Below are 20,523 nucleotides of genomic sequence, written 5' to 3' on the forward strand. Positions count from 1 at the left end.
ATTTCCATAAAAGTCCGGTACCTTTGCGAGGGGGAGGGCTCTCCCCTGAGCTTTGTATTTAGAAAAAACTCCTCTCTTTTTAGAAAGGAGTTTTTTCTTTCATGCTTATAATTTTTTTCTTATGCTTCTGGTTCTATTTCAACATCAAAGATGAATATTTTTCCTCCAAATTCATCTTTCAAAGTAACGATTACTTTTCCATCATTTTCAGAGTATACGAAATTATCTCCATCTATGATGTCAGATTCTAATTTAGCATCTAATTTATCATCACCAACTGTTAATTTTGCAGCTATAGAAGCAGCATTAACTTCTGTTCCGTTAGCTAATACTATTTTGTCTTTTCCATCTTTGATAGCTAATTTTTCTATTTGAGGAGTTGTATTTTCTACAGTTATTTCTATATCAAATACCTTAACTTCTAAATCTCCATCTTTTGTATATAAGGAAATAGTAGCTTGTCCCGCTGTTTTAGCTGTTACAGTAGCTTTTGCAGATTCAATAGTTCCTACTATTGCTACTTTTTCATTTGAAGATTTAGCTATTAAATTTGATGGTAAAGCCACTTCTACACCATTTACATAAGCCTTTACATCCATTGCTAGTGTATTTTTAGCTTCTTCTCCTGTAAGAAGTGGATTTATATCTAGAGTAGTATCTTTAGCAATTAATTTGTATTCATCTGGTTGTCCAGTTACATCTATTGCTTCAATATTAAATGTTCCGATTTCTTTTTCTCCAGATAGAACTACTACTTTGTGAATTCCTTTTGCTAAATTTGCAGCTACAGATCCTTCACCATCAGTTAAATCTGTTTCAACAGCTTCAGCTTCTCCAACTTTTACGTTTACTTTTTGACTAGCTAATCTTAGGTTTTCACTATATTGATCTAGCACGTTTATCTTAACTGTTGCTTTATCATAAACAAGCTCAGGGGAGAAAATCGCTCCCCCTCGCAAAGGTACCGGGTACCACCCGACTTTTGTCGAAACTTGCGAATGAGATAAAGAGACCCAAATGGACAATTTAAGTTCGTTGGGTTTCTTTTTTATCACGAAGAAAGGAAGTGAATAGAATGAATCCTCAAGAATTGATAAATGCTAAAAATCTAATTTTAGCCATGCCTTTAAATCAGGTTATGGAACTGAAAGAGATTTATGGTGAAAGTTGGAGTAGTATTTCTTCTCCCACTACTTTTGGTAAGAAGTTTAAGAAGGAATACGATAATGAAAGTTTTCCAAATTTAAAATGGCATGGTGTAAAGCCAAATGGACCAAACCATGAGAGATATGAAAGAATAAAATAAGCTCCAGCAAGCTCAGGGGAGAAAAGTCCTCCCCTTCGCAAAGGTACCCGGTATCTTCCGACTTTTGTCGAAACTTGCTAAATACAGAGAACTGACCTTTCGAGGTTGGTTCTCTGTATTTATGCAAAGAAAAAGGTCATGGCTGGAATTGTAATTTACTAGTCATGACCATTAAAAAATAGTTCTTCAAAGTCATCATTTCTAAGGATTAAAATGCTTGTTACGATGTCTAGGTGTACAGGATTAAGTTGAAGGAGCTGTCTACCTATATCACGTCTATCTACAACTATGGAATATTTGGTGATAGGTTTATCATATACTGCCAATCTACCAAATCTAAGTAAAAGCTGCTGTCTTCCCATACCCATCCCTACAGGATATTTATTTACATCTCTAGGAAATAGCGAAGCAAGATTGTTGCAAAGGGAATCCAAAAGTTTCGGCTATTGAAAAAGAAGTGTCTAAGCACCTAACAGGTAAAATACTTGTACCTATTAGGTGTTTTTTGTATTGTAAATAGTATGGTAAAATGATAATATTTAACTATACAAAATTATCAGAAATTATTGAAAATAAGAACTAAGGGGGCTTAATATATGGGGAAAAAGAAAAGGATTTGGTATCCAGGGGCAGTTTATCATATTATGAATCGTGGGAATAGAAGATCTGATATATTTAAAGATGAAGAGGATTACCAAGTTTACATGACTATTTTAGAACAGGCAATGGAGAAATATCCATATATATTGTATTCTTACTGTCTTATGACTAACCACATACATATGCAGATAGAAACTAAAAACGTGGAAATATGGAATATTATGAGATATATAAATTTATTATATACTAAATATTTTAATAATAAATATAATCTTGTAGGACATTTATTTCAGGGAAGATATAGGGCGGAAATAATTGAAAGTGATTCTTATAATCTTCAAACAAGTAGATATATACATCTCAATCCAGTGAAGGCAGCTATGGTAGAATCACCTATTGAATATAAATGGAGTAGTTATGGTGTATACATGGGAGAAATAAAAAAAGATATTGTTACAGATGAAAGAATATTATCTTATTTTAAAGACAATAGCAGAGAATTATATAAGGGATATGTAGAATCAAAACTAATAAATCACGAAATAGACAGAGAAATTGAAGAAAAAATGGAGGTGGAATAGTTGGTATCTATAGTAAATAGCTTTGCTATATCTGGAATAGAAGGATATTTAGTAGAAATAGAAACAGATACTATTTATGGACAACCTTCAATTTCTATAATCGGATTAGGTGACAGAGCAATCAAAGAATCAAGTGAAAGAATACAAGCAGCTATCATTCATGAAGGATATGAATTTCCTAAGATGAAGATAGTCATAAACTTGGCACCAGGAGATGTTAAGAAAAAAGGTTCTCACTTTGACTTAGGTATGGCCATAGGATTTTTGTTGCAGTCTAATCAATTTGTGACTAAGGATATAGAATTAAATAATTTTGGATTTATCGGTGAATTGTCTTTAAACGGCAAAACAAGGCCTTGTAGCGGTGTATTGCCTATGGCTATAGCTGCAAGAAGGGCTGGTATAGAAAACATAATAGTCCCTCTAGAAAATGCTCAGGAGGCTTGTTTAGTAAGTGGAATAAATGTATATGGATTTGAGGATTTAAAATCTATAATTAGTTTTTTAGAAGGTAATAGCCAAGCAGAGCCAATAACTGAAAACATAAGAACAACTTCAAATACAAATTATATTTTTGATTTTAGTGATGTTAAAGGACAAGATGTATTGATAGAATACATAGTAGTTGCAGCAGCTGGAGGACATAATATGCTCATGGTTGGAACTCCAGGCTGTGGTAAGTCTATGATTGCCAAAAGGATACCAACTATTTTGCCTAGAATGAGCGAAAAAGAAGCTTTGGAAGTAACTAAGATATATAGCGTGGCAGGTTTACTTAAAAATAGGGGTAATTTAATTACTCAAAGGCCTTTTAGAGCTCCTCATCATAGTGCATCTTTAAACTCCTTAATCGGTGGTGGAAATAATGCTATGCCAGGTGAAGTATCTTTAGCTCACAATGGAGTTCTATTTTTAGATGAAGTAGCGGAATTTAGCAAAAAAACACTAGATGCTTTAAGGCAACCTATCGAGGACAAAAAAGTAACGATATCTAGGGTGAATTGCACCAATATATATCCTTCAAATTTTATGTTTATTGCAGCAATGAATCCATGTCCTTGTGGCTATTATGGTACAAGTAAATGTAAATGTACAGATTATGAAGTAATAAAGTATAGGCAAAAAATTTCAGGGCCTATACTTGATAGAATAGATATACAAAAATATGTGCAGCCAGTAGATTTTATTGAATTAACGGATAATAAAAAAGGTGTATCTTCAAAGGAACTAAGGGAAAGAGTAGAAAAAGCAAGGAAAATACAGTTGCTAAGATATAAAGATATTAAGGGTATCAATTGCAATGCACAAATGACTCCTGATCTAATTAAAGAATACTGTGAATTAGAAAATGATTCTAAGGAACTACTTAGGATGGCTTACGACAAATATGGATATAGTGCTAGAACCTTTGATAAATTTCTAAAAGTAGCTAGGACTTTTGCTGATTTAGATGGCTCTCCTAAAATTAGAAAAAAGGATATTGCTAATGTACTATTATCAAGGGATTTGGACAAAGAAAAAACTAGGATGTACACTGTTTAAAAAAGGAGATAAACCAATGCTATATTGGATTTGGTTAACACAGATAAATGGATTAGGCCCTATAAGACAAAGGGCATTGTTGGAAAAATTTAATACTCCTGAAAATATTTATAGGGCATCTTTAGAGGATTTATTAGAATGTAATGGCATAGGCCATAAAACAGCAGAAAGAATAATTGAAGAAAGATCATTAGAAAAAGCCAAAAGAATACTAGATAAAACAGAAAAATTAGATATTAGGCTATTGAATCTAGATAATCCACTATACCCTTTTGAAGCTAAGAGCATTAACGAAATGCCTATTTTAATATATTATAAGGGTAATATTATTAAAAACAGTATGGGCGTTGCCATAGTCGGTTCTAGAAGATGTAGTGAGTATGGGAAAATGGTTACTAATTCAGCTGCTACTTATTTGGCTAATGAAAAGATTTGTGTGGTAAGTGGAATGGCAAAAGGTATTGATGGTTATGCACATACTTCTTGTATAAAATCAGGTGGCTATACAATAGCTGTATTGGGAAACGGATTAGATATATGCTATCCATCAGAACATATGGAACTTATGGAGAGTATAATTGAAAATGGTGCTGTTATATCTGAATATCCTCCTGGAGTTAAGCCAGATTCTAAGCGTTTTCCTCGAAGAAATTTACTTATTAGTGCATGGTCATACAAGATACTAGTTGTAGAAGCAGGAGTCAAAAGTGGAGCCTTAATCACTGCTAATTATGGAAAACAATATGAAAGAGAAGTTCTAGCACTGCCTGATAGTATATATAGGCAAGAAAGCATGGGAAGCAATAGATTAATTTATGATGGGGCTAAAATTTATTTATATGAAGAACAATTGTTGATAGATAATAGGTATGAATCTAAAATTGTAGAAAACAAGGATGATAAGCAATTAGTCAATTTAGATGAAACAGAAAAAAAGATTATCGAAATATTATTAAATGAAGGAGAAAAAACATTAGAAGAACTAAGTATACTTACCGAAATGGATATGATGCAATTAGTAGAAAAACTATCTTTTATGGAATTAGAAGACAAGGTCATTATTAGAGGATCTGTAGTAAATGTACAATGAAAAGACTAAGTTTCGACAAAAGTCGGGAGATACCCGGTACCTTTGAGAGGGGGAGGGCTTTTCTCCCCTGAGCTTGCTGTAAACAAAAAAGAAAAAACATCCCACAAGTATTTTTACCTGTGAGATGTCAGTTTTTAGTTCATTCGCAAGTTTCGACAAAAGTCGGGTGGTACTCAGTACCTTTGCGGGGGGCTTTTCTCCCCTGAGCTTGATCTAACTACTCTTTAAAATTTAAGTTTAGCTCATAAGCACCGTAACCTGATCTATTATATACGCCTATATAGTAAGTACCTTTGTCTAAATCTGAAATTATTTGCACTTTTTGGCTGCTATAATCTCTAGTTATATAGTTACTATCAGTACCATATTCATTATATAATGTTATTCCAATTTCTCCACCATCTAATTGTGTACCATCTATTCTTAGTTTGCCAGAGCTTGGAATTTCTATTTTATAAAAGTCTTGAGTATTCACGTTCCCATTAGATCTAGTGTAGCCTATATGACCTGTTATTCTATCATTTATAGATATTTTTTCTGCTTTTATATAATTATTTGAAGCATTATCATTAGCTATAGTTTGTTTTGAGAAATCCAAGTTTAGCTCATAAGCACCGTAACCTGATCTATTATATACGCCTATATAGTAAGTACCTTTATCTAAACCTGAAATTATTTGCACTTTTTGGCTGCTATAATCTCTAGCTATATAGTTACTATCAGTACCATATTCATTATATAATGTTATTCCAATTTCTCCACCATCTAATTGTGTACCATCTATTCTTAGTTTGCCAGAGCTTGGAATTTCTATTTTATAAAAGTCTTGAGTATTCACGTTCCCATTAGATCTAGTGTAGCCTATATGACCTGTTATTCTATCATTTATAGATATTTTTTCTGCTTTTATATAATTATTTGAAGCATTATCATTAGCTATAGTTTGTTTTGAGAAATCCAAGTTTAGCTCATAAGCACCGTAACCTGATCTATTATATACACCTATATAATAAGTACCTTTCTCTAAACCTGAAATTATTTGCACCTTTTGGCCGCTATAATCTCTAGCTATATAGTTACTATCAGTACCATATTCATTATATAATGTTATTCCAATTTCTCCGCCATCTAATTGTGTACCATCTATTCTTAGTTTGCCAGAGCTTGGAATTTCTATTTTATAAAAGTCTACATTATCATTTTGACTTTTTAGTTCTCCTATTATCGTTTCATTTAAATAAATTTCATTTGCTTGCATGAAATTATCATTTGGTTCTATATCGGCATTCCTGTATTCAGGTTTAGTGTAAAAATTCATTTTATACTTTCTTCCATTGTTTAAAAATATCCTCATAGTATATTCACTATTGCCTGAGAAAGAATCTATAGGCTGCACTGTTATGGTATCGTACTTTGTTTTAGTAATTCTTACTGGAATAAATTGATTATCTTTCTCTATGGCTATACCATCTAAATTTTCCATATTAACTGTAGATGAGAATTTGACAGTCCAAACTTTTTCTAAATCTATATTCGTTTTAGAGGGAAAGGTCTCCCAATTACTAGATTTTGCCCGCATATTCCCTAATAATTTTTCCTCAGCTAATAACTGCTTGTCTAAAGTTTTGAATCCATATTCATTGAATCCCAGTTCACTTTCAATTGGCTCTGCAAAAACACTACAATTTAATAATAAAATAGAAATAGATAGAATAATACTTAATAAAAGTCTGCTTTTCTTCATATAATTCCTCCTTAAATAATCTATAATAATATAATATTATTATACTATATATAAGTAAACTTTTCCATTCTGAGTCATAAAATCATATTTAAATTCACCACTTAGTTCTATTATTGTTTTAAAAGTTCCTCCATATTGACCTAAAATTCCTGAAAAGAGACCCTAGGACTTAGGATTGCTCCTTTGTCCATTTGGGTCTCTGGGTCTCTCTGTTTTATTCGAGTTTCGACAAAAGTCGGGTGGTACCCGGTACCTTTGCGAGGGGGAAAGCTTTTCTCCCCTGAGCTTGAATATAGTACAGAAAAAGGTAAGCTACATATCAGCAATCTATGGCTTCATCTAATGGGAATTGATATTCCTTCTGGTATCATTAAAAACGCAAGTTGTAAAAGACAAAATTTAACAATAAGAACTTTTCTACATATTTTCTTAATCGAAGAAGATAATATAATACAAAAAGATAGTATCCTTTTTCAAAAGGGAGGTTATTCTAAAACTGCAATATTATCTACGCTTTTATATCTCATAACAGGCAACTCATTTGAGGATAATGAAGAATTTGATGAAAAACCAATTAAGGAAGCTAAGAAAACAGCTGTTATAGAATATATAAATAATAGCTTATCTGATTTAGCATCATTAAAAAATGAATTGCCTGACTATGGGTATTATAATTTAGGTTTCATTGAAGAAAATATAAATTCCATATTAAATCAAATTGATAGTGCTGAAAGTAACCTTTCACAGGCTGTTAAAAGAAGTGAGACTTTATCAAGTGAAATATATGAACTTAATAATCAAATCGCTGAGTGTAATATGCTTCATAACAGATATCAAGTATTACAAGGGCAGTATGTTTCAGATATTAACAGACTAACTTTCCTCGTAGAAGGCGAAGTACATAGACCTGAATATATACAAGAAACCCTCTGTCCATTTTGCAATGGTGAGCTTGAAAAGGGATATCAAGAATCTTGTATAGAAGCAGCTTCTGTAGAATTAAAAAAGATTATGTTACAACTTAATGATTTAAATGATGCTGAAGAAGATATTTCTATAGAAAAAAATAATCTAGAAGAGATGAATAATGTATTACAAATGGAAAGAGCCCAGTTAGAAGAAATAATTAATTCTAAGTTAAAGCCTAAAATAAAACATCTGCGTCATCTACTACACCTATATCGAAAGTCTATGGAAGTTCAAAGTCAAATTAGAACTATTAGACATCTTGAACATAATATGATTGATGACTTAAATGCATTTGAAATGAAAAATGAAGTCGAAGTTAAGTATAAACCTAAAGAATATTTTGATTTTCTAATCTTACAAGGCATAAGCACAATTCTTGAAAGCATCTTAGAGGCATGTAACTTTGATAACTTAAGCTCTGCGTACTTTAGTAAAGATACTTTTGATGTAGTAGTAAACGGAAAAGAAAAATCTAAGTTCGGCCAAGGATACCGTGCATTTCTAAATACAGTAGTTGCATTAACATTTATGGAGTATTTAAAGCAATGTGGAACTTACTCTCCAGGAATATTAATAGTTGACTCACCTATACTTTCATTAAAAGAAAAGAAATCTGAACAAGCTTCTGAAAATATGAAAGAGTCACTGTTTAGATATATGCTAAAGCACCAAGATAATGGTCAGATGATAATTGTTGAAAATGAAATCCCTGAATTAGATTATAGCAATGCCAATCTCATCTACTTTTCTAAAGATATAGATGATGGTCGCTATGGCCTTCTATATGGATTAACTGAATAACTAACTTTGGCCACATCGGTAAACCCAACCAGTGTGGCTTTTTTTTACATAAAAAAAGAGACCCTAGGACTTAGGATTGCTCCCTTGTCCATTTGGGTCTCTCTATTATTAGCAAGTTTCGACAAAAGTCGGGTGGTACCCGGTACCTTTGCGAGGGGGAGGGCTTTTCTCCCCTGAGCTTGCTTACTCCCCTGAGCTTATTTAAAAAAAGTGGAGGAAAAGCTCCCCCACTTCTTTTAGTGACTGTTTATCTTTCTACCTTTATTTCTATTCCTTCTGCTAGTTTGTTTCCAACTAGGTCTTCTATTAACATATCACCATTGTGGTTTAGTACTGTTGATACAGTAATTTCACCTTCTGGCATATCTCCTTCAAGAACAAGTGTAACTGCAGTTCCATCAATTTTTACTTCGTTAACTAATTTTTCAACGTTTCCTACCATAACTTTGAAGTTCTTACCTGCTGTTGCTGCTGTTTCACCATCTTTTAGTATAACTGGTTCGTCAAATGTTAATATAATCTTTTGTGAACCGTCTTTTTTAGCTTCTAATATTTCTGGTGCTGTATTGTCTTTCAATGTAATCTTTGTATCAACTGGTGTCATTTTAGCGCCATTTTTGTTAGCTACATCTCTTATTATAAATGCTACATCTCCTGTTACTGGTACACTTCCTTCTGGAACTGTAAATACTGCATATTTGTTAGATTCTTCTTCTTTTTCTCCATCTATTACGTATTTAATGTCTTCTTTTGTCATTTCCCAATCTGCTAAAGTTTTTCCGTTTAATACGTAGTTTTCAGGGTTTCTAAGAGTTTCTGGATCTACTGAACCTATAAATCTAACATGAATTTCTTGTTTTCCTAGTGCATTATCTTTTACTTCTATTAATGGTTTTGATGTTTGAGGTACTTCATCTTCTTCAACTTTTTCTTCAACTTTGTTTGGAACCTCTATTTCTACTGTAAATGCTAAAGATGTAAATCCGTTCTCATCTTCACGTTTAGCATCTACATACATACCTTTAAGTTCTTCTTCTGTTGGAACATCACCGTCTGTTGCAGGTGCAAAGTCAAATTTACCAGTGTACTCGCCATCTGAATCAAAACCATATTCACTACCAAATGGAACTTCGGCATCTTTCTTTGGATCTGCAAACATTCCTTTTGGTACTTCTATTGTATATGTTGCACCTTCAACTAAGTTATCATCTTTGTCTAGTAGTTTTACATCTGCTCCTATTATAACATCATTTAAGTCAATAGTTAGAGCGTTATTTTTAAAATTAGTATCCTTAACTTCAACATCTGCTGTTCTAATTATACCGTCTTTTTCATAGGATACTTTTACGTTTAATGGTGCAGGTGTTCCTCCATATGTCATAAGCATTACTTCATCTAATGCTTGTGGGTCAAATGGAACATTGTCTGTCATTATCATTGTTATTTCAGAACCAATATCATCTGTATAACCTTTTACACCATAAAGATCCGTTGTGATATATGAGAAAGCATGTTCTGGTGCTAATTCGTCTTTTACTAATTCCATGCCTTTCTTGTTATAAGCTTCTTTATTTTCAGCATCTTTTGTTGCTTTATTATCCTCATCTAAAGTGTAACCAACTATACTATCTATAGTGATATTTCTGTTGATGTCTTTTTGTCCTGCATAGTATATTGTTTTATCTGCAGGTGAATCAGGTCTTGCATCATCTGTTGCACCAACTGCTACATATGAGAAGAAACCTACAAAGTTACCGTCATTATCAAATTCAGGTCTTGATAATGATACAGGTTCATCTTCAACTTCTGTTATTTTATCATCTATAGTTTTTATAGTTAATTTACCTGTTGCATTTGCTCTATTCCATTCTACTTTGAATAGATTATCTGCTATTTGTACTATGTCTTTTACAATTGGTTTTACTGCTTCTGGTGTTTTTGTTTTATCGTTTATTAGTTTAAAGTTAAATGTAATTGTACTTGGTACCATAATATTGTCTGCATAGTCTCTGATTCCAACTATTTTTACATTGTATAATTTATCTGATGCTTTGAAGTTAGCAGCAACTACTGCTTTTTCTAAATCAAATCCTACAATTTTAGCATCGTCATAACTAAGAGTTGCATCTTTTGGCGTAGCATATACTAATGCATCTTGTACTTCTACTCCATTTACATATACTTTTACAACGTCTTTATTATTAACTTCTTTCTTTTCTATTGGTTCGCTAAATTCTAAGTCAAGTTGTTTTGTAGTTGAAGTTGCTTCTACTTCTATTGTTTTATTAATATCAACTTCTACTGGTACTAAATCTCCTGATTTTTTTACTGTATTGTCATATTTATATACTTTGTCTAATTTTGGTTCTACTTTGTCTTCAATGAACATTGGGAATACAGCTGTGTCTATTATTCTAACTTCGTCTTTGTCTCTTACGTTTCTAACTGCTACGTTTACAGTCATATCTTTGTCAAGTTTCTTTTCAATTGTGCCTTCTTTAATTTCAAGTTTTCCACCATCAAATCTTGCTAACTCTGGCATTCTTATTGTAACTACAGTTTTGCCTTCTATAGTTTCTGCTATGATATTGTTGTACCAATACCATCCAGCATTACCTGCAAGTGCTGGATAAGCATTTGCGAATCTCTTATATGCTGTTGTAGTCTCTGGTGCACCTGGGAATGCACTATCGTCTATAGACATTAAGTTTAAGTCTTCTTTCATTTCTACAGCAAGTTTATCTGGTTTACTTTCTACTATTTCAAAGTAGTAGTTTCTTGGATCTGTTGCTGTTTCTTCATCTACTACTGTGTTGAATACTACTCTGAATTGTCTGTAGTTGTCGAATATAACTTCTTCAACTTCAGCCTTATCTACAGGTTCTACTGGTGCTGTAAAGTTAACTTTTTCTGTGAACTTTTGACCTTTGTATTCAAATTCAACAGTGTTTTCACCTTCAGTTAACTCTTTTACAGTAAAATTTTCAACATCACCATTTGAAAATTTTACTCTTATGGTTGTTGCATTAATAGCACTTGCCTCCACAAATATAATCTATACAATTAAGCCTGTACAACGATAAAATATCTAGAAATGGAGGTAATATTATATGAAGTATTATGAGGCTGTAGAAGGGTTCCTTAAGCACTTAGAATCTATTGATAGGTCCTATGAAACTATTAAAGGATATAGAAAGGAATTAGGGTATTTTGGAAGGTTTTTAGAAGGGAAGTATTCATATGAAAAAGATGTAGGGGATATAACCATAGAAGATTTAGAGGATTATATGTATTACTTAAAAAAATCAGGTAAGATGAGTGCAACAAGGAGTAGGGTAGTATATATATTTAGAAGTTTTTATAACTATTTAAACAAAAGGGAACTTTGTTCAAAAAACTTAGCTATGTTTTTAGAACCAATAAGGGTAAAACAAACTGAAAGAATATATCTTTCTGAGGAAGAATTTATTTTATTAACAGGGAAGATAGACAAGCCTATTGTAAAAGTAGCAGTACAGACTATTTTTTATACAGGTCTTAGAGTTTCAGAAACTGTTAATTTAACTCTTGATAATGTTGATTTAGATGAAAAAATAATATATGTAATTGGGGGCAAGGGGAATAAGGATAGGGTAATCCCCATCTGTGAAAAGCTTTACAATATACTTATTGATTATATAGATAATATAAGGCCTTTAGTAGATAGCAATAAATTTTTTTGTACTAAAAAAACTGGAAAATTGTCGCCACAATATATCAATGTTATTCTTCATAAAGCTAAAGATTCTCTTAAATGGCAAAAGAATGTCTCTGCCCATATATTGAGACATTCTTTTGCAAGTAACCTTATAATCCATAATGCACCTTTACCATCGGTTCAAAAGCTTCTAGGGCATTCTGATCTAAGAGTTACTAGTAGATATATACATCAAGACTTAGAACAGCTTAAAAAGGCTGTTAAGTTGTTGTAACGCCATTTAGAAAAAACTCCTCTCTTTTTAGAAAGGAGTTTTTTCTTTCATGCTTATAATTTTTTTCTTATGCTTCTGGTTCTATTTCAACATCAAAGATGAATATTTTTCCTCCAAATTCATCTTTCAAAGTAACGATTACTTTTCCATCATTTTCAGAGTATACGAAATTATCTCCATCTATGATGTCAGATTCTAATTTAGCATCTAATTTATCATCACCAACTGTTAATTTTGCAGCTATAGAAGCAGCATTAACTTCTGTTCCATTAGCTAATACTATTTTGTCTTTTCCATCTTTAATAGCTAATTTTTCTATTTGAGGAGTTGTATTTTCTACAGTTATTTCTATATCAAACACCTTAACTTCTAAATCTCCATCTTTTGTATATAAGGAAATAGTAGCTTGTCCTGCTGTTTTAGCTGTTACAGTAGCTTTTGCAGATTCAATAGTTCCTACTGCTGCTACTTTTTCATTTGAAGATTTAGCTATTAAATTTGATGGTAAAGCTACTTCTACACCATTTACATAAGCCTTTACATCCATTGCTAGTGTATTTTTAGCTTCTTCTCCTGTAAGAAGTGGATTTATATCTAGAGTAGTATCTTTAGCAATTAATTTGTATTCATCTGGTTGTCCAGTTACGTCTATTGCTTCAATATTGAATGTTCCGATTTCTTTTTCTCCAGATAGAACTACTACTTTGTGAATTCCTTTAGCTAAATTTGCAGCTACAGATCCTTCACCATTAGTTATAGCTGTTTCAACAACTTCAGCTTCTCCAACTTTTACGTTTACTTTTTGACTAGCTAATCTTAGGTTTTCACTATATTGATCTAGCACGTTTATCTTAACTGTTGCTTTATCATCATTAGCTTTAACTTTAATAGTTGTACCATTTTCTTTGATACTTGTTGCAACTTGTGCATCTCTTATTTGAACTGGAACTTCTACTGTTTTTTCAACATTTACAAATTTAACAGTAAATACAACGTTTCCAGCTTTTAAAGCTTTGATACCATTTTCATAATAAGCAGTTGTTATATCACTTGAAGTAATCTTTTCAACTTCTGGAAGTTTAACTTCTTCAATTTCTTTTCCTAGTCCATTTATTGCTTTTTTTGCTTTTATAGTTATATTTTCATCAGTCAATGTTATATAGCCAAGTTTCCAAGCATCACTACCTGAAATTAGGCTTATTTCTGTTACTTCTGAAGCTTCTGCTGCATCAATAACTTTTACATCTGTCCAATCTGATACTAATTCTTGTCCATCTTTTGATACTTTTACTGCATATTTGAAGTTTTCTTCTCTAGTCACTTTACCAGTTGACTTTTCATCTGCTAATGGTGTAAAATCATATAAGAATACAACAGTATATCCAGCTGATTTTAATTCTTCAATTGTTACTGTTTGCTTTCCATTGATTTGTATTTCAAGTTGTTCCTCTGTTCCTTTTGCTGTTGTTTGTGTAATAGCACATATATTACCAAAATAATTCCCAATAAAAGGTTTCTTGAAATCCAGTATAATACAGGGATAGGAAGGACAAGCCTTTTGTTACTTTGTAATAACATCATTAGAATAATAAATGGTTTTATAATGCTTATGAAATAAAATGTTAAATATTTAACCAATATAAAATTAAGCTTGTTAATAACAAGTAAATTATAATGAATAATAGTAAAAAAAACCCTTATATTCAATATAATATAAGGGAAAAAGGTTTTTTAAAAGAAAAGAGCGTTAATTTCGCTTTCATATCCATATTTTTTTAAGAATTCTATTATAGCGATTTCAAAAATTTCTTTTTGGCTTATATTTTTTTCTATGCTAAATTCTTTTACTAAATTAGCTAACCTATGAGACATGCATATGGATTTTGTAATCGTTATTCCACCAACTACGTATCTAGGTATTGTACCTTCGTCATTTATTACTAAAAGATCTAAAATTCTTTCTTTGTTTTTGTCTATCGTTTCTAATAGGGGAATTAGTTTTTCGAGTCTATCAAGTTTAGATAAATATGTAGTGGGTTCTGTTTCGTATTCTATGTTAACGTTTTCAGGTGTGTTATTATTTATACTAACTGTATTTGTTTGTGGGATCTCTCCTTTTATGAGTGTATAGTTTTGTTCTTCTGGAGACCAAGCATAACCTTTATCTTTCATATATTGTGCTATAGCCATATGGTCTGTCATTCCTACTCTTTTAGCTATTTCTTTTGGATCAATTTTAGCTTTAAAAAGATCTATTATTTGCTGTACTTTTGACGAGGAGATAGAATCATAATCATCATTTGTTTTTTGAGATTCTAGTATATAGTTTTGCTTTTCGCTATCCCATTTGTATCCTCTTCTTCTCATAAACATATCTAAGGTTCGAAAGCTTTTATGTTTTAATATTTTAGCTATTTCTTCTCTAGTTTTGCCTTCTGCAAGGCTTCTTAATATAAAATGTTCATCATAGTCTATTCTGCTACTACCTTGTAGAGTTGCTGCTATTTCTTCTTTTGTTTTTCCGTTCAATAGTTCAGTGAGGATTAAATCTTCATATAGTTTAATATCTTCAAACGAATTTTTTTCCATATAAAGTCCTCCTTTTTATTATAATAGATTAACTGATTCATTTAAATCATCCATTTCTGTATGAGTATATATAGAGGTTACTTTAAGGTTAGAATGCCCTAAAAGTTTTTGAACATGAACTATATTTACTCCTTTTTTAATTAGATTTGATGCAAAGCTATGTCTTAAAATATGAGCTGTTACTTTTTTCTCCCAACCAAGACGTTCAACAGTATCTTTTATTATTCTATTTACATAGACAGAGCTAATTTTCCCAGTTTTAGATGTAGCAAATAGATAATCAGTATCTACATCTGGACGCCAATTTGAAAGATAATCTTTAAGTGGGGGAATTAGGTTTTTGTTTAAAGGTATATTTCTGTCTTTTTTACCTTTTCCATTAATAATATATATCATGTTTTTTTCAAAATCTACATCTTTTAGTCTAAGATTTAAACATTCACCTATTCTCATTCCTGTATAGAAAAGGGTTTTGCATATAAGTTGAGTAAGGGGATGGTCGATAGCTTCTATTAATTCATGAGCTTCCTCTGTAGTAAGAAAGGTTCTTTCTTGTTTTTTGATTTTAATAGGTTCTATAAGATTGGCGATGTTTTGTTTACACAAATCTTTGTTACAAGCATATTTCCAAAAGGCTCGTAATGTATATTGATGCCTACTACGACTAGCAGAAGCGAGGCTTTTTTCTTCTTTTAGATAAAATAAAAAGTCCTCTATATCTTCTACTTTTAAATCATCAATATACATGGGACAATTATATTTTTTTCTAAAAAGAATTGGAAGGATGACAAATCAGATAAGTAGGATTTTATTGTTTCCTTACTTTTGTCTGTGGTTATTAAATAATTTTTGTACATATTTATTACATCACTTAACATCATTACTAAGACGACTCCCTTCTTTATAGCTATTGATGTTATTATTTGACAAATGAGTAATTATTATTTGTTATATAATACATTATAACATGAAAAGATTATAAAGGTAATGATTTCTGGCTGAAATTTGGTTAAGTACCCGAATTTTGGTGAAAAACCCGTTTTATGTCGAAAGTTGTTGAAAGAAAGATCAGCCAAGGCATAAAATTCAGTTAATTTTCAAGATAGAAAATATTCTAAAAATTAGAGGAATTTCTATATTTATATAGAATATAGAATATACATATATAAATTTTTAAAAAAGGAGGGTAGTTTGTAAAAATATATTAGAAAAGGGGACGATGATTTGAAACGAATTTCAAAAATGCTTATGTTTGTTTTAATCTTATCTTTAATGGTTTCGAGTTTTGCTTTTGGAGAAGAACAATTACAACCAGAATCTTTTTTAAGTGTAGATGAGGATGTTGAAAACATTGAACAAAACATTGAAGAAAATGATCAAATAGAATCCCTAGATGATACAATTTGGGAACCTGTATCAAATGAAATAATTGATGAAATAAAAGATGCTTTTAAAAAAGGTGAAAAGATAGATAATCTTATTCTAGATGAAGATGATGAAGTAAGGATTATTGTTGAATTAGAAGAAAGACCTTTGATAACTTATGCTACAGAAGAAGATATACAATATTCTGCAATGCCTAAAGGAGAGCTAGATAGTTTAGAAAGAGAACTTTTACAAAAGCAGGAAATAGTTGAAAGGGAAATTCATAGTAAGAATATCAGTTTCAGTTTAGATAAGAGATTTACTACTGTATTTAATGGATTTAGTGGTAAATCTAAATTTAGTGAAATAGATGCTATAGAAAACATAGTGGGAGTTAGAAAGGTTTACATTTCTAAGGAATATGAAAGACCTACTATTAAACCTGATATGCACACCAGTAATGATATGGTTAGATCTCTTAATGCTTGGAATTTAGGATTTAAAGGTGAAGGAATGGTTGTAGCGATTATTGATACCGGTATAGACCCAAGTCATTCAGATATGGTGTTAACTAATAGTGGTGCTGCTTCATTAAGTGAAGAAGATATTAATGTAATGAAAAATGAACAGGGCTTAAAGGGTAGATTTTATACAGAAAAAGTACCTTATGGTTATAATTATTATGATAAAAATGAAGAAATACTTGATATTGGACCTTCAGCTTCTGAACATGGTATGCATGTAGCTGGTACAGTAGCTGCTAATGGATATGTTAAAGGTGTTGCTCCTGAATCACAACTTTTAGCTATGAAGGTATTTAGTAATGACCCTATTTATGCTACGACTTTTGATGACATTTATTTAGAGGCTATTGAAGAAGCTATAAAGTTAGGGGCTAATGTGCTAAATATGAGTTTAGGTTCTACTGCTTCATTTTATGTAGAAGATAGTCCAGTAAATAAGGCTATTTCTTATGCAGTGGATAATGGTATTGTATGCTCTATTTCAGCAGGAAACTCTGGATATATAGCTCATGGTTGGACTGAAACAAACTCTGGATTACCTACTAAAAACAATCCTGATATTGGCCTTGTAGGGGCTCCAGGACTTTCATATGATTCAATCCAAGTTGCATCTTTTGAAAATACTCATATGATGACTCCATATTTAATACTTGGTGATGAAAAGATAGTTTTATCAGTTGCTAGTTCTAATCATCCAGTTTCACTGGGTTCTGATGTAGAGTATGTAGATTGTGGAGTGGGTGATGTAACCGATTTTGAAGAGATAGATGTAAGTGGGAAAATAGCATTAATTATACGTGGGGGATTAACTTTTGTAGAAAAGATAGTTAATGCTGAAAAGGCAGGAGCTATTGGAGTTATTGTATATAATCACAAAGATGGTGGAGAAGAGTTAATTAATATGGCCTATCCTCCTGAAGCTACAATACCTGCTGTATTTGTTGGACATAGTAGTGGAGATAAAATGCTTGAATCTCCTATTAAGACTGTTAGTTTCACAGATGATGAAATGCAAGTTCCAAACCCTATGTCAGGACAGATGTCTGATTTTTCTTCTTGGGGTACTACTCCAAGTTTAGAGTTAAAACCAGAAATTACTGCTCCGGGGGGACAAATATATTCTACACTTCAAAATAACAGTTATGGGACTATGAGTGGTACAAGTATGTCAGCTCCTCATGTTTCAGGTGGTGCTGCAATAGTTAAGGAATATATTAGTAAAAATGGCAGATTAAATGAATTGCATCTTGAAGATTTAATTATAGGTGATGAAATAGGTGATAAGGTATCACCATTGCCTAATAATTCTATAATTATTGGAAATAGGGCTTATGATAGAAGGTTATTGGATTCAGAATATAGTGATATGATTAATGAGCAAATATTAAAGGCTATTACAGAAAACGAACCAATCTATATTAAAACTAGCAAAGGGAATATAATTACATTGTTTAATGAGGAAGTAAAAGATTTGTCTGTTCTTCCTAAAACACTTATCTATATGGATATACATGGGAATGAAACGGTTTATACATCGTCAGCTAAAGAAAGTTCTATTGGTGAGCAGACTAAATTAGCAAAGATACTATTGATGAATACAGCTAAAGTTTTATTAGATGAAGAAAACATAGCTATTTCACCAAGAAAACAGGGCGCAGGATTAATGGATGTAGAAAGTGCCATAGTTACACCAGTAATAGTGGTTAATAGATTAAATAATGAGGCTAAGGTAGAGTTGTTTGATTTTAATGAAACTGAATTTGATTTAAATTTAAGAGCAATCAATACAACTGATAAGGAGATTACTTATAGTATTGATTTAGATTTGTTAACTGATTATATTTACCAAGATCATTTCAATTTATTAGTAGCTAGAGAAATTGATAAAGTAGTATCAGGACCAGATACTATAACGATTCCTGCAAAGGATTATGTAGATTTTACTTTACATGTAGATTTTGGAATGGATGAGGAATTGTATAGAAATATGTTTGTTGAAGGATTTGTTAGATTAGCTGATACTTCTGATACTTATCCTGAACTTAGCATACCTTTCTTAGGGTTTTATGGTAGCTGGGATGAACCAGAGATATTAGACGGATTTGAAGAATTAGGAGAAGAATCCTATTATGGATATGCTGGAATGATAGATGGAGAATTCAACTTTATGATTCCTAGTAAAGCTGCTATTAGTCCAGGTACTGCTGATGGTGAAATATTTGGAACTAATATAGTTATTCCAATACCTTCATTTATGAGAAATGCTGAAGAAGTTAGATATAATATTTTAGATAGTGAAGGAAACAAATTATCAACTATTTTAACAGAGCAGTTTGCATCAAAAACTTATATTGATGGAGGAAGGAAATTACCATTTTCTTTCAATCCTAATAGAGCTTGGGATGGTAAGATAAATGGTGAGATTGTTGAAGATGGATTGTATTATTATGAGATTGAATCTAAAATCCATTATGATGGAGCAAGGTGGCAGGAAAAGAAAATACCTGTATATGTGGATACTAAAGCACCAGAGATAAGCAATTTATCATTTGATAAATATAGTTCAAAGTTAAAATTTGAAGCTGAAGATAGTGGAATAGGTCTTTCACGAATACTTATATTTGTTAATAACAAACCTGTAGAAAATATAGAAGTAGAAGATGAACAAAATCTATTTGAAATAGATATGTTAGAACATCTATCAGGGTTAACAAATTATGAGATTAAAGTGGTGGTATTAGACTATGCAGGTAATATGAGGGAAAAGAATATTGCGGAAGGTAAGGATGAAGGTAGACCAGTTATTTACTTAATTAATCCTGAATTACTAGAGCCATACAATGAAAATGTCATTAAATTTAGTGGTTATGTATTTGATACAACATTAACTCCTGTAGTTAAAATTAATGGAATACAAGCTGATGTATCCTATAATGAAGAGATCGAAATAAAACAAGATGATGAAGTAATAAGAAGTGGTGAAGGATATGAATTTGAACTTGAATTAGAGTTTGAAGATGGATATCATGAGGTTGAAATCCTTTCTATTAGTCAAGGTGGAGTAGAGACTAGCATAGTTAGAAGATTTTGGGTAGATACTACTGAACCAGAGTTGACAGTGGAAGTAAAGGAAAGAGAGCTTACAGATGAAAGCGCTACTTTAGAAATATTGATGAAAGATAATTTTCCAGCTTTAACTTTATATATTAATGGAAGTGAAGTTAATAGAGTTGATAGATTATCTCAATATTCAATAGTAGAACCTATTGAAGAAAGCTTTACTTTTGATGTAGATTTAGATATAGGAATTAATGAATTAAAAATAGTTCTTGTAGATATGGCAGGAAATATGGTGGAGGAAGTTATAACAATTGAAAGAACTGAATAAATAAACAAAGAAGAACTCATTTCTAATTAGAAATGAGTTCTTCTTTCGTTTCT

General features: G+C 31.5%; 14 protein-coding genes. 7 read left to right on the forward strand and 7 right to left on the reverse strand.

All coding sequences use genetic code 11. The features are described 5' to 3' along the window. Positions 1 to 119: 119 nt before the first annotated feature. Positions 120 to 959: a hypothetical protein gene (locus BQ9840_RS08995; protein WP_077369468.1), complete on the reverse strand. Its 840-nt coding sequence runs from the start codon at positions 957 to 959 to the stop codon at positions 120 to 122. 116 nt (positions 960 to 1,075) lie between these two features. On the opposite strand from BQ9840_RS08995, the gene BQ9840_RS09000 reads away from it, so the two are divergent. Continuing rightward, positions 1,076 to 1,306, forward strand: coding sequence for a hypothetical protein (locus BQ9840_RS09000; RefSeq protein WP_077369469.1), 231 nt, complete (start codon positions 1,076 to 1,078; stop codon positions 1,304 to 1,306). A gap of 158 nt (positions 1,307 to 1,464) precedes the next feature. Here the strand turns inward: BQ9840_RS09000 and BQ9840_RS09005 are convergent, their stop codons facing one another. After that, positions 1,465 to 1,668: a hypothetical protein gene (locus BQ9840_RS09005; RefSeq protein ID WP_077369470.1), complete on the reverse strand. Its 204-nt coding sequence runs from the start codon at positions 1,666 to 1,668 to the stop codon at positions 1,465 to 1,467. A gap of 234 nt (positions 1,669 to 1,902) precedes the next feature. Between BQ9840_RS09005 and BQ9840_RS09010 the strand changes: the two genes are divergently transcribed. Genes BQ9840_RS09010 through dprA form a run of 3 tightly spaced genes read left to right on the forward strand, consistent with a single transcriptional unit; the run spans position 1,903 to position 5,119 of the window. Beyond that, positions 1,903 to 2,487, forward strand: a complete 585-nt coding sequence (locus BQ9840_RS09010; protein WP_077369471.1) for a transposase — start codon at positions 1,903 to 1,905, stop codon at positions 2,485 to 2,487. Continuing rightward, positions 2,488 to 4,029 (forward strand): YifB family Mg chelatase-like AAA ATPase, encoded by a 1,542-nt coding sequence (locus tag BQ9840_RS09015; protein ID WP_077369472.1) that lies wholly within the window; start codon positions 2,488 to 2,490, stop codon positions 4,027 to 4,029. A 16-nt stretch (positions 4,030 to 4,045) separates the two neighbouring features. After that, the gene (dprA, locus tag BQ9840_RS09020) at positions 4,046 to 5,119 is read left to right on the forward strand and encodes a DNA-processing protein DprA (RefSeq protein ID WP_097677506.1); all 1,074 of its coding nucleotides are present in this window, start codon (positions 4,046 to 4,048) and stop codon (positions 5,117 to 5,119) included. A 217-nt stretch (positions 5,120 to 5,336) separates the two neighbouring features. Here the strand turns inward: dprA and BQ9840_RS09025 are convergent, their stop codons facing one another. Continuing rightward, positions 5,337 to 6,863 carry a PPC domain-containing protein gene (locus tag BQ9840_RS09025; protein WP_077369474.1) on the reverse strand — a complete coding sequence of 509 codons (1,527 nt, stop codon included), beginning with the start codon at positions 6,861 to 6,863 and terminating at the stop codon, positions 5,337 to 5,339. Between the two features lie 255 nt (positions 6,864 to 7,118). Between BQ9840_RS09025 and BQ9840_RS09030 the strand changes: the two genes are divergently transcribed. After that, complete coding sequence (locus BQ9840_RS09030) at positions 7,119 to 8,633, forward strand: hypothetical protein (protein WP_077369475.1); 1,515 nt, start codon at positions 7,119 to 7,121, stop codon at positions 8,631 to 8,633. A 247-nt stretch (positions 8,634 to 8,880) separates the two neighbouring features. Here BQ9840_RS09030 and BQ9840_RS09035 read toward each other — a convergent pair whose 3' ends face one another. Next, entirely contained in the window at positions 8,881 to 11,679 is a 2,799-nt protein-coding gene (locus BQ9840_RS09035) for a SwmB domain-containing protein (protein WP_077369476.1), read from the reverse strand. Between the two features lie 64 nt (positions 11,680 to 11,743). Between BQ9840_RS09035 and BQ9840_RS09040 the strand changes: the two genes are divergently transcribed. Beyond that, positions 11,744 to 12,604: a tyrosine-type recombinase/integrase gene (locus BQ9840_RS09040; protein WP_077369477.1), complete on the forward strand. Its 861-nt coding sequence runs from the start codon at positions 11,744 to 11,746 to the stop codon at positions 12,602 to 12,604. Positions 12,605 to 12,671: 67 nt separating this feature from the next. Here the strand turns inward: BQ9840_RS09040 and BQ9840_RS09045 are convergent, their stop codons facing one another. The 3 genes from BQ9840_RS09045 to BQ9840_RS09055 form a co-directional block, all read right to left on the reverse strand. Beyond that, positions 12,672 to 13,925: a hypothetical protein gene (locus BQ9840_RS09045; RefSeq protein ID WP_077369478.1), complete on the reverse strand. Its 1,254-nt coding sequence runs from the start codon at positions 13,923 to 13,925 to the stop codon at positions 12,672 to 12,674. A 410-nt stretch (positions 13,926 to 14,335) separates the two neighbouring features. Next, positions 14,336 to 15,193, reverse strand: coding sequence for a hypothetical protein (locus BQ9840_RS09050; RefSeq protein WP_077369479.1), 858 nt, complete (start codon positions 15,191 to 15,193; stop codon positions 14,336 to 14,338). Between the two features lie 18 nt (positions 15,194 to 15,211). After that, complete coding sequence (locus BQ9840_RS09055) at positions 15,212 to 15,940, reverse strand: tyrosine-type recombinase/integrase (RefSeq protein WP_200804907.1); 729 nt, start codon at positions 15,938 to 15,940, stop codon at positions 15,212 to 15,214. Positions 15,941 to 16,417: 477 nt separating this feature from the next. Here BQ9840_RS09055 and BQ9840_RS09060 point away from each other — a divergent pair, with 477 nt between their 5' ends. Beyond that, entirely contained in the window at positions 16,418 to 20,470 is a 4,053-nt protein-coding gene (locus BQ9840_RS09060) for a S8 family serine peptidase (RefSeq protein WP_077369480.1), read from the forward strand. The last annotated feature ends 53 nt before the right edge of the window (positions 20,471 to 20,523 follow it).

The organism is Anaerosalibacter sp. Marseille-P3206 (assembly GCF_900155565.1).
Taxonomy (GTDB): domain Bacteria; phylum Bacillota; class Clostridia; order Tissierellales; family Sporanaerobacteraceae; genus FUHM01.

Coding starts and splice junctions, on each gene's coding strand:
- BQ9840_RS09040 (WP_077369477.1), top strand. CDS start 11,744: ATGAAGTATTATGAGGCTGTAGAAGGGTTCCTTAAGCACTTAGAATCT.
- dprA (WP_097677506.1), top strand. CDS start 4,046: ATGCTATATTGGATTTGGTTAACACAGATAAATGGATTAGGCCCTATA.
- BQ9840_RS09010 (WP_077369471.1), top strand. CDS start 1,903: ATGGGGAAAAAGAAAAGGATTTGGTATCCAGGGGCAGTTTATCATATT.
- BQ9840_RS09000 (WP_077369469.1), top strand. CDS start 1,076: ATGAATCCTCAAGAATTGATAAATGCTAAAAATCTAATTTTAGCCATG.
- BQ9840_RS09025 (WP_077369474.1), bottom strand. CDS start 6,863: ATGAAGAAAAGCAGACTTTTATTAAGTATTATTCTATCTATTTCTATT.
- BQ9840_RS09055 (WP_200804907.1), bottom strand. CDS start 15,940: ATGTATATTGATGATTTAAAAGTAGAAGATATAGAGGACTTTTTATTT.
- BQ9840_RS09005 (WP_077369470.1), bottom strand. CDS start 1,668: ATGGGAAGACAGCAGCTTTTACTTAGATTTGGTAGATTGGCAGTATAT.
- BQ9840_RS09050 (WP_077369479.1), bottom strand. CDS start 15,193: ATGGAAAAAAATTCGTTTGAAGATATTAAACTATATGAAGATTTAATC.